At 65.2% G+C, this 13,781-nt stretch carries 13 protein-coding genes; 6 read left to right on the plus strand and 7 right to left on the minus strand.

What is annotated here, in order from left to right; genetic code table 11:
* Positions 1–2 precede the first annotated feature (2 nt).
* Positions 3–1,151 (minus strand): acyl-CoA dehydrogenase family protein, encoded by a 1,149-nt coding sequence (locus OC450_RS12670; protein WP_262047985.1) that lies wholly within the window; start codon positions 1,149–1,151, stop codon positions 3–5.
* Positions 1,152–1,155: 4 nt separating this feature from the next.
* A complete protein-coding gene (locus OC450_RS12675) occupies positions 1,156–2,010 on the minus strand; it encodes an enoyl-CoA hydratase (RefSeq protein WP_262047986.1) in 855 nt (284 codons plus the stop codon).
* Positions 2,011–2,188: 178 nt separating this feature from the next.
* Between OC450_RS12675 and OC450_RS12680 the strand changes: the two genes are divergently transcribed.
* From OC450_RS12680 to OC450_RS12690, 3 genes are read left to right on the plus strand one after another with little or no spacing between them, the layout of a single operon-like run.
* A complete protein-coding gene (locus OC450_RS12680; RefSeq protein WP_211381672.1) occupies positions 2,189–2,797 on the plus strand; it encodes a LemA family protein in 609 nt (202 codons plus the stop codon).
* A gap of 15 nt (positions 2,798–2,812) precedes the next feature.
* Positions 2,813–3,694, plus strand: a complete 882-nt coding sequence (locus OC450_RS12685) for a TPM domain-containing protein (RefSeq protein ID WP_262047987.1) — start codon at positions 2,813–2,815, stop codon at positions 3,692–3,694.
* 3 nt (positions 3,695–3,697) lie between these two features.
* Positions 3,698–4,195: a TPM domain-containing protein gene (locus tag OC450_RS12690; protein WP_211381674.1), complete on the plus strand. Its 498-nt coding sequence runs from the start codon at positions 3,698–3,700 to the stop codon at positions 4,193–4,195.
* A gap of 16 nt (positions 4,196–4,211) precedes the next feature.
* Here OC450_RS12690 and OC450_RS12695 read toward each other — a convergent pair whose 3' ends face one another.
* On the minus strand, positions 4,212–5,024 hold the full coding sequence (locus tag OC450_RS12695) for an MBL fold metallo-hydrolase (RefSeq protein ID WP_211381675.1): 813 nt from the start codon (positions 5,022–5,024) through the stop codon (positions 4,212–4,214).
* The gene (locus tag OC450_RS12700; RefSeq protein ID WP_211381676.1) at positions 5,021–5,392 is read right to left on the minus strand and encodes a Crp/Fnr family transcriptional regulator; all 372 of its coding nucleotides are present in this window, start codon (positions 5,390–5,392) and stop codon (positions 5,021–5,023) included. The genes OC450_RS12695 and OC450_RS12700 overlap by 4 nt, the downstream gene beginning before the upstream one ends.
* 291 nt (positions 5,393–5,683) lie before the next feature.
* Here OC450_RS12700 and OC450_RS12705 point away from each other — a divergent pair, with 291 nt between their 5' ends.
* From OC450_RS12705 to OC450_RS12715, 3 genes are all read left to right on the plus strand, one after another.
* Positions 5,684–6,652 carry a hypothetical protein gene (locus OC450_RS12705; protein ID WP_262048009.1) on the plus strand — a complete coding sequence of 323 codons (969 nt, stop codon included), beginning with the start codon at positions 5,684–5,686 and terminating at the stop codon, positions 6,650–6,652.
* Between the two features lie 93 nt (positions 6,653–6,745).
* Positions 6,746–8,296 (plus strand): hypothetical protein, encoded by a 1,551-nt coding sequence (locus tag OC450_RS12710; RefSeq protein ID WP_262047988.1) that lies wholly within the window; start codon positions 6,746–6,748, stop codon positions 8,294–8,296.
* Between the two features lie 80 nt (positions 8,297–8,376).
* Entirely contained in the window at positions 8,377–8,541 is a 165-nt protein-coding gene (locus OC450_RS12715) for a hypothetical protein (protein ID WP_211381678.1), read from the plus strand.
* 9 nt (positions 8,542–8,550) lie between these two features.
* Here OC450_RS12715 and OC450_RS12720 read toward each other — a convergent pair whose 3' ends face one another.
* The 3 genes from OC450_RS12720 to putA all read right to left on the minus strand — a co-directional run bounded on the left by OC450_RS12720 (position 8,551) and on the right by putA (position 13,668).
* Entirely contained in the window at positions 8,551–9,198 is a 648-nt protein-coding gene (locus tag OC450_RS12720) for a glutathione S-transferase family protein (protein WP_262047989.1), read from the minus strand.
* Positions 9,199–9,350: 152 nt separating this feature from the next.
* A complete protein-coding gene (locus tag OC450_RS12725) occupies positions 9,351–10,556 on the minus strand; it encodes a CaiB/BaiF CoA transferase family protein (RefSeq protein WP_211381680.1) in 1,206 nt (401 codons plus the stop codon).
* Between the two features lie 112 nt (positions 10,557–10,668).
* A complete protein-coding gene (putA, locus tag OC450_RS12730; protein ID WP_262047990.1) occupies positions 10,669–13,668 on the minus strand; it encodes a bifunctional proline dehydrogenase/L-glutamate gamma-semialdehyde dehydrogenase PutA in 3,000 nt (999 codons plus the stop codon).
* Positions 13,669–13,781: the final 113 nt, after the last annotated feature.

Consider the following 13,781-nt stretch of genomic DNA (forward strand, 5'->3'; position numbering starts at 1 on the left):
GGTCAGGCCGGAATGGTGATGCGGCCAAGCCGGGCGTGGCGGCCATAATGATGCGCGCTGCCGCCGAACAGCGTGTCGAAGGCGACGAGGCGCTTGAAATAGGCGCCGACCTCGAGCTCCTCGGTGACGCCCATGCCGCCGTGGAGCTGGATCGACTGCTCGCCGACGAAGCGCGCGCATTTTCCGATCTTCGCTTTCGCGCCCGAGGCCGCTCGCGCCCGCTCGACCGGCGGGCTATCTGCCTTCAGCGCTGCGCGCAACGCCATCGATCGCGCCTCGTCCACTTGCATCGCCATGTCGGCGAGGCGGTGGCGGATTACCTGGTTCGCCGAGAGCGGCCGGCCGAATTGCTTCCGGATCTTGGTGTATTCCAGCGTGGTGTCGAGCAGCGTCTGCATGATGCCGACGGCTTCCGCACCGAGCGCGGCGATGGCGCGATCGATCGCCCATTCGATCGCTGGTAACGCATCGCTGCCGTTGCCGAGCAGAGAATCCCCCGGCAGTTGCACGTCCGCCAGCTCGATATTGCAGGCCCTCCCACCGCCGAGGCGCTCATAGTCGCTGACGACGAGGGTCGGCGCCGTCGCTGGCACAAGAAACAGGCCGATCCGTCCCGACGGCCCCTGATGATCGTGGATATGCGCGGAGACGATGATCTCGTCGGCGGCATGACCGTCGAGCACCGCGATCTTGCTGCCGGCAAGCCGCCAGCCCTGCGCGGTCTTGTTCGCGGTCGCTGCGACCTTGGCGAGATCGAACCGCGCGGCGCGCTCGGAATGCGCGAATGCGAGCTTCAACGATCCGTCTGCGATCTTCGGCAGGCTCGCCTGCTTTTGCATCGCGTTGCCGCATTTCTCGATCAAGGCGGCACCGAGCACCACGGTCGCGATGTAGGGCTCCGACACCAGCCCGCGCCCAAAGGCCTCCATCAGGATGCCGATCTCGACCGCGCCGCCGCCGAGCCCGCCGAACTCTTCAGGTATCGGCAGCGCCAGCCAGCCGAGCTCGGCGAACTGCTTCCACACCGCAGGACTGAAGCCGAGCGGATCGTTCGCCATCTTGCGGCGGTGATCGGCATCGTAGCTTTCGGCCACGAAGCGTTCCGCGCTTTCGCGCAGCAGCCGTTGCTCGTCGCTGAGATTGAGGTCCATGGCGCTACTCCGCGGCCGCCGGCGGCTTGCGCACGGAGGGATGAAGTCCGGACGGATCGACCACCATGCCGAACTCCTGAAGATTGTGGGCGTGGCAAAGCTGATGCAGCGCAAAAGCCTGGTCGATCGCGGCCGGCTGGCCCATCACGTCGACCGAGCGGTTGACGGCTTCCTTGGTCAGCTTCAGTGCAAATGACGGCTTCGATGCGATCCTGCGCGCCAGCTCCAGCACGGACACCGAGAGCTCCGCACGCGGCACGACCCGATTGACCATGCCGAGCTGATGCGCCTCCTGTGCGCTCCAGCTGTCGGCCGTGAACAGGAACTCCTTGGCTTTGCGCGGGCCAAGCTCCCAGGGATGCACGAACCATTCAACGCCGCAAACGCCCATGGTGACGACGGGATCGCAGAACTGCGCATCGTCGCTGGCGACTATGAGGTCGCAGGCCCAGGCCAGCATCAGGCCCCCGGCGATGCACTTGCCGTGCACCTCGGCGATGGTGGGTTTGGCGAGGTTGCGCCAGCGCCGCGTGATCTGGAGATAAATTTCCTGCTCGCGCGCAAAGCGGCCATGGGCGTTGGGCTCGGCAAAGCCGCCCCAATTTCCTACCGGTGGAAAATCGACGCCTGCGGCATTCTTGCCCCCGGGGCGAAGGTCGTGGCCGGAGGAGAAGTGCGGCCCGTTGCCGGCGAGGACGATGACCTTGACCGCGTCGTCCTGCACCGCTTCGTCGAAGGCGGCATTGAGGTCGTAGGTCATTTGCAGGTTCTGCGCGTTGCGCGCATCGGGCCGGTTCATCACGATCCGGGCAATTGCCGGCTCCGGCCGCTCCATGAGGATGGTCTCGAACGAGGACATCGCGTTCCCTCTGGCGTTTCCGGTTTGATCTTGTTGTTCCGCTAAGTTGACTATGTCGGCCAAGGATAGGCAAGAGGCTTGCGTCAGTCGGCTGCTTTTCGCGCCGCCGGCGCAAGATGTCTGGCACCACGCGCACTCAATCTGGTAGTTTGCACCAGATTCCACCGGGAGAAATTTGATGCGCAAGATCCTGACCGTGCTGGCGGCCCTGGCCTCGCTGAGCCTCACCAATTGCGGCTACAACGCGATCCAGAGCGAGGACGAGCAGATCAAGGCCAACTGGTCCGAGGTCGTGAACCAGTATCAGCGCCGCGCCGATCTCGTGCCCAATCTCGTCAACTCGGTGAAGGGTTTTGCGCAGCAGGAAAAGGACGTTCTGCTCGGCGTCACCAATGCCCGTGCCAAGGTCGGCAGCATCCAGGCGACGCCGGAGGTGCTGAACGACCCAGCAGCCTTCCAGAAGTTCCAGGCCGCGCAGGGCGAGCTCTCGAGCGCGCTGTCGCGCCTGCTTGTCGTCACAGAGAATTATCCGCAGCTCAAGTCGGATGCGCTGTTCAAGGATTTGATGTCCCAGCTCGAGGGCACCGAGAACCGCATCACGGTAGCGCGCAACCGCTACATCAAGGCGGTGCAGGAGTACAACGTCACCATCCGCTCGTTCCCGAGCAACCTGACCGCGATGATGTTCGGCTACAAGGAGAAGCCGAATTTCTCGGTCGAGAACGAGAAGGAAATCTCGACCGCGCCGAAGGTTGATTTCAACCCGTCGCCCGCGCCCTCGAAATAGCGCCGTCGGCTGACGATGCGCTCCATCAAAGGCTTCCTGATTGCGATCGTCCTGATATGGGCGTCCGCAGCGGCCGCCGACGTCGCGGTGCCGCAGCTCACCGGGCGCGTGGTCGATCAGACCGGCACGCTCTCCAGCGGCGACATCGCCGCGCTGTCACAAAAGCTGCAGGACTTCGAGACGCGCAAGGGCAGCCAGCTCGCCGTCCTGATCGTGCCGACGACACAGCCGGAGACGATCGAGCAGTTCTCGATCCGCGTTGCGGAGACCTGGAAGATCGGACGCAAGAAGGTCGATGACGGCGCGATCCTCGTCGTGGCCAAGAACGACCGGCACCTTCGCATCGAGGTCGGCTACGGCCTCGAAGGCGCGCTCACCGACGTCACCTCGCGGCGCATCATCGACGAGATCGTCACGCCGAAGTTCAGAACGGGCGATTTCAGTGGCGGCATCTCGGATGGCGTCGATCGGATGATCCGCGTCATCGACGGCGAGCCGCTGCCGGTTCCCTCGCCCAGCGTGAATTTCGGCAATCTGGACGATATCGCGCCGCTCTTCATCGTGACGCTGTTCGCCTCGATCGGCGTCGGAGGATTCTTCCGGGCCATGCTGGGGCGGCTGCTCGGATCATTGGCGACCGGCGGCATCGTCGCAGCATTGACCTGGCTCATTCTAGGTTCCTTCGCGCTCGCCATCGCTCTCGGAGCCCTCGGCTTCATCATCGGATTCATCGCCGACCTGTTCTCTGCGATGGGACCGGGCACGGGAGCGTCGCGTCGAGGCTCGTGGTCGAGCGGGTCCTCGGGAGGTGGCTGGAGCAGCGGATCGTCGTCGAGCGGCGGATTCAGCGGCGGTGGCGGCAGTTTCGGCGGCGGCGGCGCCTCGGGGAGCTGGTAGGTCATGGGCATCGGGCGCATCGGCAGGCATCTGCTTCATCACCATTGGCGCGCCAAGCGGGTGTTTCCGCCAAACGTGCTGGGCCGCATAGAGCAGGCAATCCGGCAAAGCGAGACCACGCATTCCGGCCAGATCCGCTTCGTCGTCGAAGGCGCGCTCGACGGCGGTCCGCTGTTCCGCAACCAGCCGGCCCGCGAGCGGGCGCTCGACGTGTTCTCGCATCTGCGCATCTGGGACACCGCCCACAACAACGGCGTCCTGATCTATCTCCTGCTCGCCGACCGCGACGTCGAGATCATCGCCGATCGCGGCATCGACGCGAAGGTGAGTGCCGAGGGCTGGGAGACGATCTGCCGCGCGATGGAGGCCGAGTTCAGGTCCGGCCAGTTCGAGCGCGGCGTGCTGGGTGGCATCGCGGCGGTGTCACGTGAATTGGCGCGGTATTTCCCGCCGCAGGAGTCTCACCCGAACGAGCTGCCGGATGCGCCTGTGGTTCTCTGACGCCGGGACGACGGTTTCAATCGTCCAGCTTGTTCAGGTCCCGCACCGACTGCATGATCGGCTCGAAATTCGAGCGCGCATCAAGCGCGTCGAACAATTGTGCTGTGTCTTCCAAGAGGCCGTGCGACCGCGCGATGGCGATGCGCACGTCCTCCTGCGGCGTGTCCGACAGCCGCCCGTGGCCTGACAGCAGGAGCTTCGCGTTCAGCCCTTTCAACCGCTCCAGCGACTGGATGTAGTCGGCGATGCTGCCGGAGCCGAACACGCCGCCCATCACGCCGCCGGGCATCAACGTGTCGGCGGCGAACAACAATCCCTTGTCCTGGTCGAACAGCGTGATGCAGGCCGAGGTGTGGCCCGGCGTGTACATCACGTTGAGGCGGAAGTTTCCGAGGTCGATCAGATTGCCTTCCTCGAGCCAGATGTCGACGTTGATCGGCATGTTCGGCTCGTTGAACATCTTTCGCAGCATCGAGAAATCGTCGCGCAGCATGATCTTGTTGGCGGCCAGGCGATGGGCTGCGACATAGGTGCGGCGTTCGTTGAAATGCCAGGCCGCGCCGATATGGTCGAGATGCTCGTGGCTCAGCACCACCATGTCGATCTTCTCGGGCGGGCATTCGGCAAAGTTCAGGCATTCCACCATCGCCGGAAAGTTCGACGACAGGCCGACATCGATCAGGATCGTTCGCGCCGAGCCGCGCACGAGATAGGCATTCGCCGCGCGGTTGGAGAAGCGGATCTGAAAGACGTCATCGGTCGCCTGGATCAGCGAGCAGGTGTCGTTCTTCATCAGGACCGGGAAGGCCGTCGGCTTGCGGTCGCTCATGGCTGTGTAGCCCTGTAGGTGACCGCGTTGGAGGCGCGCAGGCGCTTTGCGAGCGCGTCCATCACCATCAGTGCGAACGCCGGCTGCTGGCTGACGAGATAGACGAAGCGGGCGTGGTTGATCCTCATCACCCTGGTGTTCGGCGCAGATGAGATCGCAGTCGCCGAGCGCGCCGAGCCGTCGATGACGGCCATCTCGCCGAAGAACTCGCCTTTGCCAAGCTTGATGATGCTGGTCTTGCCGACGTCGTTCATCTTGGCGATCTCGACCTCGCCATCGAGCACGACGAACAACTCGCGGCCGGTCGAGCCCTCCTCGAAGATGACGTCATCGACATCAAACGTGTTGATGCACTTCTCGATCGTCATCGTGCCTCCCCTGGCACCCCCGGGCTTTCTGCCTGTCGGGACGGTAAGCCATGTTAGCCGGGGAATTGCTTCAGGCAAGCAACGCCCTTGGGTGATGGCGGCCTCCCGCAGGGCAGCATCGGCTGACAATCTGTTGCACAGTGCCACACCGGTTCCATTTTCCCGGCCAAATTCGGCCCCGGATGAGTTCCTAAAATTTCGGTAAGCGGGTCCACAGGTAAGGATTTCGCAAGCAATGAAAGTTACCAAAAGGTCAACCCAGACTGGAGTATTTGAGCCGTGAGCGAACCAATGGCCGAGCAGGCTGCCCAGGATACAGGCGTCGTTGAAGTCGCTGCGACCGCGCCGCAGGCCGTCGAAGCCGCCGCCGGCATCGAGGCCCCCTCGATCGCCCCCGACCACGAGGCGCCGCCCAAGCCCGATCCGGTCAAGGCGGATGCCCCCGCTGTTCAGCCGCCCCGCATCGAGGTGCCGAAATTCAGTGCCCAGCTCGCGGTTGAGCCCAAGGCTCAGTCCAAGCCTGAGTCCAAGTCCGAGCCGAAGCCCGGCAAGCTCATCGTCATGGCCCCGTCGGAGCGCTCCTGGGAGCGTGAAGAATTTGCTCCGCATGTGAAGGCGGACGAGCCGCGCGAGACCGGCGGCAAGCGCCGTCTGTCGGCGATGGCAGCGGTCGTGGCGATCGCGGCGAGCGTCGGCGCGATCAGCGGCGCGCTCGCGACCGCCGGCATGATGCACTTCGCCAGCCCCGCCCCGGCCCAGGTCGCCGACACCAGCGCGCTGGATGCTTCCGTCGCCCGGATCGACGCCGATGTCGTCGCGCTGAAGGCGAATGTCGAGCACACCTCCAGGACCGGCCTTGGCCAGTTCAACCGGACCAACGACCGCCTCGACAAGCTCGAGAAGGCGCAGGCCGAGCCGATGGCGAGGATCGCAAAGCTGTCCGAGACCGTCGACAAGCTCCGCGCCACGCCTGCCAAGGAAACCACCGGCTCGATCGCACCGACCCAGGTTGCGACCGCCGCGGCCGCGCCGGCCCCGGTGCCCGCCGCACCCAAGACCGAGGTCGGCCGGTTGCCGACGATCGAAGGCTGGGTTCTGCGCGACGTCGCCAATGGCGGTGCGTTGATCGAGGGCCGCGGAGGCCTCTACGAAGTCTACGCCGGCGATCCGATCCCCGGCATTGGCCGTGTCGATGCGATCCGCCGCCAGGACGGCCGTTGGGTGGTCGTCACCAGCAAGGGCCTGATCGTCGCGCGCTGAGCGGCTGATATCCGGCGTCCGAAGAGGCGCTTCACCACCATGTGAAGCGCCTTTTTGCTTGAATAGCCGTCTCGGCGCGGTGTTATTGAAGGCATGAGCCGCGCGCTGCGAATTCTCGTTGCCGCCGCCGTCTTTATTGGCGGCGCCGTTCCGCTTTTCGCGGCGGAGATAGCGCCGCTGACGCGCGGCACGGCGATCACCGATCCCGATCTGCTGCGCGAGTTCGACCAGCACGATGCGCTCACGATCTCGCGCCTGTTGGGGCCGGAGCGGAACGCGGACGTTCCGTTGACGACCGATCTGCTGTTCTCGCGGCTGCCCCAGCTCAAGCAAATTCCGCCCGCGATCGACGCGGAGTTCGACCGCTACGTCGCCCGGCTGAAAGCGGCCTATCCGACCGAGACCGTCGGTGTCGGCGAAGGCTTTGACGTGCAGCTGTTCGACCGGGCCAATCTGAAATCCCGCGAGACGCGTTTCGTGCTGGCCGGAATCGTCAACCGCATGGACCGCGCTTATGTTGCGGAAGAGACCTGCGGCGAGATCCGTCTGATCTACCGTCTCGCGCGTTTCGACACCGGGCCGGACGGCGGCAAGACCGCAACGCGGCTGCCGATGACGCTCAATCTGGTGATGAAGGCGCGCGATGCGCGACAAACGGACGGGAACGGCAAGCCGATCCCCTGCGCCGAGATCGCGCGGCGCTGGCTCGACAATGGCGACTGGCAGGGGCTGATCGGAGCCCGCTTCGCTCCTCACGATGCGATGCTCGATCGCATCGAGACCAACATCCAGCTCTCGGTCGCCGCAAAATCGGCGCTGCACGATTTCCGCTCGGACTATCTGCTCAAGGTGTTCAAATTCGACGCCGCCACGAAGACTTTCGAGGAATCGACGCTGGAGAACCAGATCGACCGTGACCGCATCCTCGCCGACGACGCGCTCCGGCGCGACTTCAGGGATTGGCTGCTCGCGCCCGATCGTCTTCGCGAGTTCGATCGCGGCACGGTGCTGATTCCGGAGAAATTCCTGGCCAGGTCTGCGATCGTGCCGACGCCAGCCGGCCTCGATGCTTCTCCGTTGCAGCCGGAGTTCGGGATGATGCAGGGGGAGGGCAACGGGGAGGGGCAAGGCGAGCCTGTCTTCGCCGACAATGACGTGGTCGGCGCGCTGAAGCAGGCGGCCGCGCGCGGCATCGACATGCAGAACATCCGCTCGGTCGCGGGCTTCCGGCGCCGCCTCAACGACGTCACCTGCGCCGGATGCCATCAGACCCGCGGCATCGGCGGCTTCCATTTCCCCGGCGTCGATTGGCTCGCCGACAAGCCGTCGAACTCCAATATCGTGCCGGCCTCGCCGCATTTCTTCGGCGATCAGGTCCGCCGCCGCGACATCCTGAGAGCGTTCGCCGCGGGCAAGCGCCCTGATTTCTCACGCGGATTTGCCAGCCGGCCGCAGACGCGCGGCAGCAACGAACTGGCCGGCACCGAATATCAGGACGGCTGGGGCGCGCATTGTTCCCTGGAAAATGGGGGATCGGGAACGCCCGACAGGAGTTTTACGTCATGGAGCTGTGCTAAAGGCTTGACCTGTCAGGCTGCGGCGGCCTCGAGCCGCATCGGCATGTGCTTCATCAAGACGCGTTAGCGCGCGATCCGGAAAAGTGTGTAGCGGTTTTTCGAAGAGATCACGCGCAAGATAAAGCCAGCAAGCGATTTGGATGACCCATGACGGATAGCAGCGACGCCAACAAGGAGCGCAATCGCGAGATTGCGCGCAATGAGGAAGCCAAGCAGGTCAGCGGCAGCGTCCGCGTCAGCACCTGGGCCATCGCGATGGTGGTCATCGTCGGCGGCATCCTGTTCACGCTCGGCTGGCTGGCGCTGAAGTAGCCGGCGCCCTCAATTCGCGTAATTCGTCATCCGCTTGCCGGGCAGCAGCTCATAGGCCGGCTTCCAGTCGGGCAGTGCCGCCATACGGCCGAGCCAGGCGTGGATGGCGGGATGGCTCGCCCTGAAATCGAAGCCGTGCTCGTCGCTCGGATAGTGCAGATAGGCCATCATCGAGATATCGGCGACCGTCGGCCTGGTGCCGATCGCGAAGGCATTGTGCTGGAGATGACCGTCGAGGATGCCGAGGAAGTCCTCGAGCCGGCGGCGAAAGTGCTTCAGCACCTGCGGATCGTTTTTCTCGGTGAAGGCCCGCATGAAGCGGTAGGTCGCCATGTAACCGGTGAGCTTGTGGTTGTCCCAGAACAGCCAGCGCAGCAGCTCGAACTGTTCCTCCGCCGTCTCGGCGCCGAAGCGGCCATACTGCTCGGCAAGCTTCAGCAGGAGCGGTGCGGTCTGCGTCATCTTCACGCCGTCAACCTCGAGCACGGGAATCTCGCCCATCTCGTTGACGGCCTTGCGCCACTCCGCGGTGCGCGTGACGCCGCCGCCAAAATCGGTCCAGACCGGCTCGAACGTCTCGCCGCAAAGCGTCAGCATCAACGCCAGCTTGTAGCTGTTGCCGGATTCGGGGAAGTAGTGCAGGCGGTAGCTCGGCATGGGACCTCGCGACGTCGGGGCTCTGCCGATTGTTATACCGAGATGTTTTAACGCCGTCATTGCGAGCGCAGCGAAGCAATCCAGCAATGCATCCGCGGTGGGATTCTGGATTGCTTCGCTGCGCTCGCAATGACCGTGTTTGTGGGGCGAGCTTACCCCACCGCCCCCGAGCCCCGCAGCTGCTTGATCGCGGCCTCGTCGTATCCCGCGCCACGCAAAATCTCGTCACTGTGCTCGCCGACGCCGGGCGGCTTGCGCGGTTGCACCTTCCTGGCGCCGTCGATCCAGATCGGACTGGAGATCGTGAGCATGGTGTCGTTCTCGAACGGCACCAGCACCTCGTTGTCGAGCATCTGCTTGTCGTTGGGGATGTCGTCCAGAATGCCGACGATGCCGAACACCAGACCGTTGCCGTCGAGGATCCTGCGCCATTCGGCGAGATCCTTTGTGGCGAAGGTCTCGTCGAAGATCTTGATCAGCTCGACAGAGCGGGCGTGGCGGTCAGGCTTGGTGGCGAAACGCGGATCGGTGATTAGATCTTCGCGGCCCAGGCATTTGGCCAGCGTCGGAAACTGCTTCTCCTCGCTGAGCAGCGACAGGATAAGCCAGCGGCCGTCCTTGCACTGATAGTGGTTGGCGACAGCGTTCAGCGCGCGCTCGCGCGGCCGTCGCTCGGCGAATTTGGCGCCGCAGAGCTTGGCCTGCGCCAGCACGCTCGCCGCCCACACGCCGTTCGCCATCAGATTGGAGGCGACATGCGAGCCCTTGCCGGTCTTCTCGCGCTGATACAGCGCGGTGACGATGGCGCCGTAGAACGCCATGGCGCAGGGATGGTCGCCCATGCCGGCGACGGAGCGGGCCGGCGTGGTGTCGGTGTCGGCGCGGACGAGGTCCATCAGCCCCGAACGCGCCCAATAGGCATTGCTGTCGAAGCCGGGCTTGTTGGCCTCTTCGCCCTTCTCGCCATAGCCGGTGAAAGAGGCGTAGATCAGCCGGTCGTTGAGATGGGCGAGGTGGTCATAGGTGATGCCGAGCTTGGCGCGCACCGGCGGCGGCATGTTGGTGATGAAGACGTCGGCCTCTTCCACCAGCTTGTAGAGCACGGCCTGCGCCTCCGGCTTTGCGAGGTCGAGCGCGATGCTCTTCTTGTTGCGGGCTTCAAGCAGCCAGGCGAAATTGTGCTCACTGCTCGGATAGCCCGGAATGTTGGGTAGATTGCGGTACGGGTCGCCGGCGCCGGGCGGCTCGATCTTGACGACATCGGCGCCGAAATCCGACAGCACGGTCGCGGCCGCGGGCGCTGCGATGAAGCTCGCGCAATCCAGAACCTTCAGGCCTGCAAAAATGCCTTTTTCCATCGCGGCGTTGCTCCCTCGCTCTTGTCGTTTCCCGCGCGCTGGAATTGGTGCGGGCAGGCCATCGGCAGCATTAGACCGATGTTTCGGCGGGATGCAACGCTCCTTGCTTGCCTCACGCCTCGCCTGCGAGCAGGGCAGCATTGCCGCCGGCCGCGGCGGTGTTGATGGTTACCGTCTGCTCGGTCGCAAAGCGCGCGAGGTAATGTGGGCCGCCTGCCTTGGGGCCGGTTCCGGAGAGGCCGTTGCCGCCGAACGGCTGGACGCCGACCACGGCACCGATCATGTTGCGGTTGACGTAGATGTTGCCGATCTGGACGCGGTCGATGATGGCCTCGATGGTGTCGTCGATGCGCGAATGGATGCCGAGCGTGAGGCCGTAGCCGCTGCGGGCGATGGCTTGCAAGACGCGTTCGAGGTTCTCGGCGCGGTAGCGCACGACGTGGAGGATCGGGCCGAACACCTCTTCCGTCAGCTGGCCTGCGTCCTTGAGCTCGAAGATGTGCGGCGCGACGAAGCAGCCCTCTGGCGCCGCGCCTGCGAAGTGCAGCCGCGCCGCGGTCTTCATGCGCGCGATGTGCGCATCCAGCCTCTGCTTGGCCTCGGCGTCGATCACCGGGCCGATATGGGTTGCGACGTCAGAGGGATCGCCGAGCTTCAACTCGCGCGCCGCGCCAGCGATCATCTCGATCATGCGGTCGGCGACGTCCTCCTGCACGAACAGTAGCCGCAGCGCCGAGCAGCGCTGGCCGGCGGAACGGAAGGCGGAGGTCACGACGTCGTCGGCGACCTGCTCGGGCAGCGCGGTGGCATCCGCGATCATGGCGTTGATGCCGCCGGTCTCCGCGATCAGCGGCACGATCGGCCCATCCTTGGCGGCCAGCGTGCGGTTGATCAGGCGGGCGACCTCGGTCGAGCCGGTGAAGACGATTCCGGCGATATCGGGATGCGCGGTCAGCACGCTGCCAATGCGGCCGTCGCCGGTGACGAGATGCAGCGCGCCAGCGGGGATGCCGGCCGCGTGCAGCAGGGCTACCGCCTCAAGCGCGATGCGCGGCGTCTGCTCGGCGGGTTTTGCCACCACGCTGTTGCCGGCCATCAACGCCGCCGTGACCTGGCCGAGAAAGATCGCCAGCGGAAAATTCCACGGCGAGATCGCGACGAAGACGCCGCGGCCGCGCATGGTGAGCACGTTGCTCTCGCCGGTCGGGCCGGGCATCGCCGTCTCGCTGCCGAACAGTTTACGGCCCTGCGCGGCATAGTAGCGGCAGAAGTCGGCGGCCTCGCGCAGCTCCGACAGCGCATCGTCGAGCGTCTTGCCGCCCTCGCGCTGCAGCATCGCGATGAAACGAGCGCTGCGGCTCTCCAGCAGATGCGCGGCCTGCTCCAGGGCCGCCGCACGTGTTCCGGCGGGCGTCCGGCTCCAGCTGGCAAAGCCCGCGCGCGCTGCGGCCACTGCCGCATTGGCCCGATCCGCCGTTGCATCGCCGATCGGCGCGAGGTCGGCCGTCTCGGCCTTGACGTCAGCAAGCAGTTGGTCGAGTGCGGCGCGCGCGCCGAACTCGACGCCCCGTGAATTCCGCCGCTCCGGTGCGAACAGGTCGCCAGGGAGCGGAATCCTGGGATGCGCCGCCGCTTGCGGCCGGACAATGGCATCCGCCGGACGCTGCAACAACGCCGGGACAGGCACGCGATAATCGGCGGCCTGCGCCACGAAAGATGAATTGGCGCCATTCTCCAAAAGCCGGCGCACCAGATAGGCGAGCAGGTCGCGATGGCTGCCCACGGGCGCGTAGGTGCGGTAGGCGATGTCGGGGTGATCCTTGGCGAGCTGCTCGTAGAGCGCTTCGCCCATGCCGTGCAGGCGCTGGAATTCGAAGCCGCCGTTGTTGCCGGCAAGCTCCAGCACGGTCGCGACCGTCAGCGCGTTGTGGGTCGCGAATTGCGGGAAGATGCGTGGCCGCAAGGAAAGCAGCTTCGCGGCACAGGCAACATAGTTCAGATCCGTCATCGCCTTGCGCGTGAACACGGGATAGCCGTCGAGCCCGCGCTCCTGCGCGCGCTTGATCTCGGTGTCCCAATAGGCGCCCTTGACCAGCCGCACCATCAGCTTGCGATCGTGCGCGCGGGCGAGCGCATCGACATAGTCGATCACCGCGCTTGCGCGCTTCTGATAGGCCTGGATGGCGAGGCCAAATCCGTCCCAGCCGGCAAGCGAAGGATCGGCGAGCGTCGCCGCGATCACGTCGAGCGACAGCTCTAGTCTGTCGGCTTCCTCGGCATCGACGGTGAAGTTCAGATCATGGGCCTTGGCGCGCTGCGCCAGATCGAGCAGCTGCGGCACCAGCTCGGCCATCACGCGCGCGTGGGTGATTGCCTCGAAGCGCGGATGCAGCGCCGAGAGTTTTACGGATATGCCGGGCCGGTCGGGCAGGGGATGGCTGCCCGCCGCCTTGCCGATCGTCTCGATCGCGCTCGCATAGGCATCGAAATGGCGCGTTGCGTCCGCCGCCGTGCGCGCGCCTTCGCCGAGCATGTCGAAGGAGTAGCGCGTCTTCTGGCCGGATCGCGGCCTACCTCGCTCCAGCGCCTGCTCGATGGTCTCACCCAGCACGAAATGATTGCCCATCAGCCGCATCGCCTGACGCGTCGCGGTGCGCACCGCCGGCGCGCCGAGCCGCTTCACCAGACGGCCGATGGTGCCGTCGGGCGTCTCGCCGGGCTGAATCACCCGCGCCGACAGGCCCAGTGCCCATGCCGAGGCGTTGACCAGGAAGGCCGTCGACCTGGTCTCGTGGTGGATGAAGTCGCCCTCGCCGAGCTTGTCCTCGATGAACTGGTCGGCGGTGCGCGCGTCCGGCACGCGAAGCAGTGCCTCGGCCAGCACCATCAGGGCGAGCCCCTCCTTGGTCGAGAGCGCGAATTCCCGCAGCATGTCCTCGACCCCGCCGAACCGGTCGTCGCGCTTGCGGATCGCCTCGATCAGCCGCGTCGCGGAGCGGTCGATCCGCGCCTCCTGCGGCGGGCTGAGATGCGACCCCGGCAAGAGGCGTGCGGCGATCTCGGCATCATCGGGCGCGTATGGAGCGGAAAACGGAGGCTGGATGTTCGGCATGGCGTGTCCTGTGGCTGAAATCCAGGATAAAGCCGGCGTTACCGTAGTTCGATAGACAAATTAGTCGATTTGCCTTAGAAAATGAAGGCTACAAATGTTTTGACCGGATAAAG

Origin of the sequence: Bradyrhizobium sp. Bra78, from assembly GCF_024519855.1 — a bacterium.
Lineage (GTDB): Bacteria > Pseudomonadota > Alphaproteobacteria > Rhizobiales > Xanthobacteraceae > Bradyrhizobium > Bradyrhizobium japonicum_G.

Coding starts and splice junctions, on each gene's coding strand:
- OC450_RS12675 (WP_262047986.1), bottom strand. CDS start 2,010: ATGTCCTCGTTCGAGACCATCCTCATGGAGCGGCCGGAGCCGGCAATT.
- OC450_RS12725 (WP_211381680.1), bottom strand. CDS start 10,556: ATGGAAAAAGGCATTTTTGCAGGCCTGAAGGTTCTGGATTGCGCGAGC.
- OC450_RS12705 (WP_262048009.1), top strand. CDS start 5,684: ATGGCCGAGCAGGCTGCCCAGGATACAGGCGTCGTTGAAGTCGCTGCG.
- putA (WP_262047990.1), bottom strand. CDS start 13,668: ATGCCGAACATCCAGCCTCCGTTTTCCGCTCCATACGCGCCCGATGAT.
- OC450_RS12680 (WP_211381672.1), top strand. CDS start 2,189: ATGCGCAAGATCCTGACCGTGCTGGCGGCCCTGGCCTCGCTGAGCCTC.
- OC450_RS12715 (WP_211381678.1), top strand. CDS start 8,377: ATGACGGATAGCAGCGACGCCAACAAGGAGCGCAATCGCGAGATTGCG.
- OC450_RS12685 (WP_262047987.1), top strand. CDS start 2,813: ATGCGCTCCATCAAAGGCTTCCTGATTGCGATCGTCCTGATATGGGCG.
- OC450_RS12695 (WP_211381675.1), bottom strand. CDS start 5,024: ATGAGCGACCGCAAGCCGACGGCCTTCCCGGTCCTGATGAAGAACGAC.
- OC450_RS12700 (WP_211381676.1), bottom strand. CDS start 5,392: ATGACGATCGAGAAGTGCATCAACACGTTTGATGTCGATGACGTCATC.
- OC450_RS12670 (WP_262047985.1), bottom strand. CDS start 1,151: ATGGACCTCAATCTCAGCGACGAGCAACGGCTGCTGCGCGAAAGCGCG.
- OC450_RS12710 (WP_262047988.1), top strand. CDS start 6,746: ATGAGCCGCGCGCTGCGAATTCTCGTTGCCGCCGCCGTCTTTATTGGC.
- OC450_RS12720 (WP_262047989.1), bottom strand. CDS start 9,198: ATGCCGAGCTACCGCCTGCACTACTTCCCCGAATCCGGCAACAGCTAC.
- OC450_RS12690 (WP_211381674.1), top strand. CDS start 3,698: ATGGGCATCGGGCGCATCGGCAGGCATCTGCTTCATCACCATTGGCGC.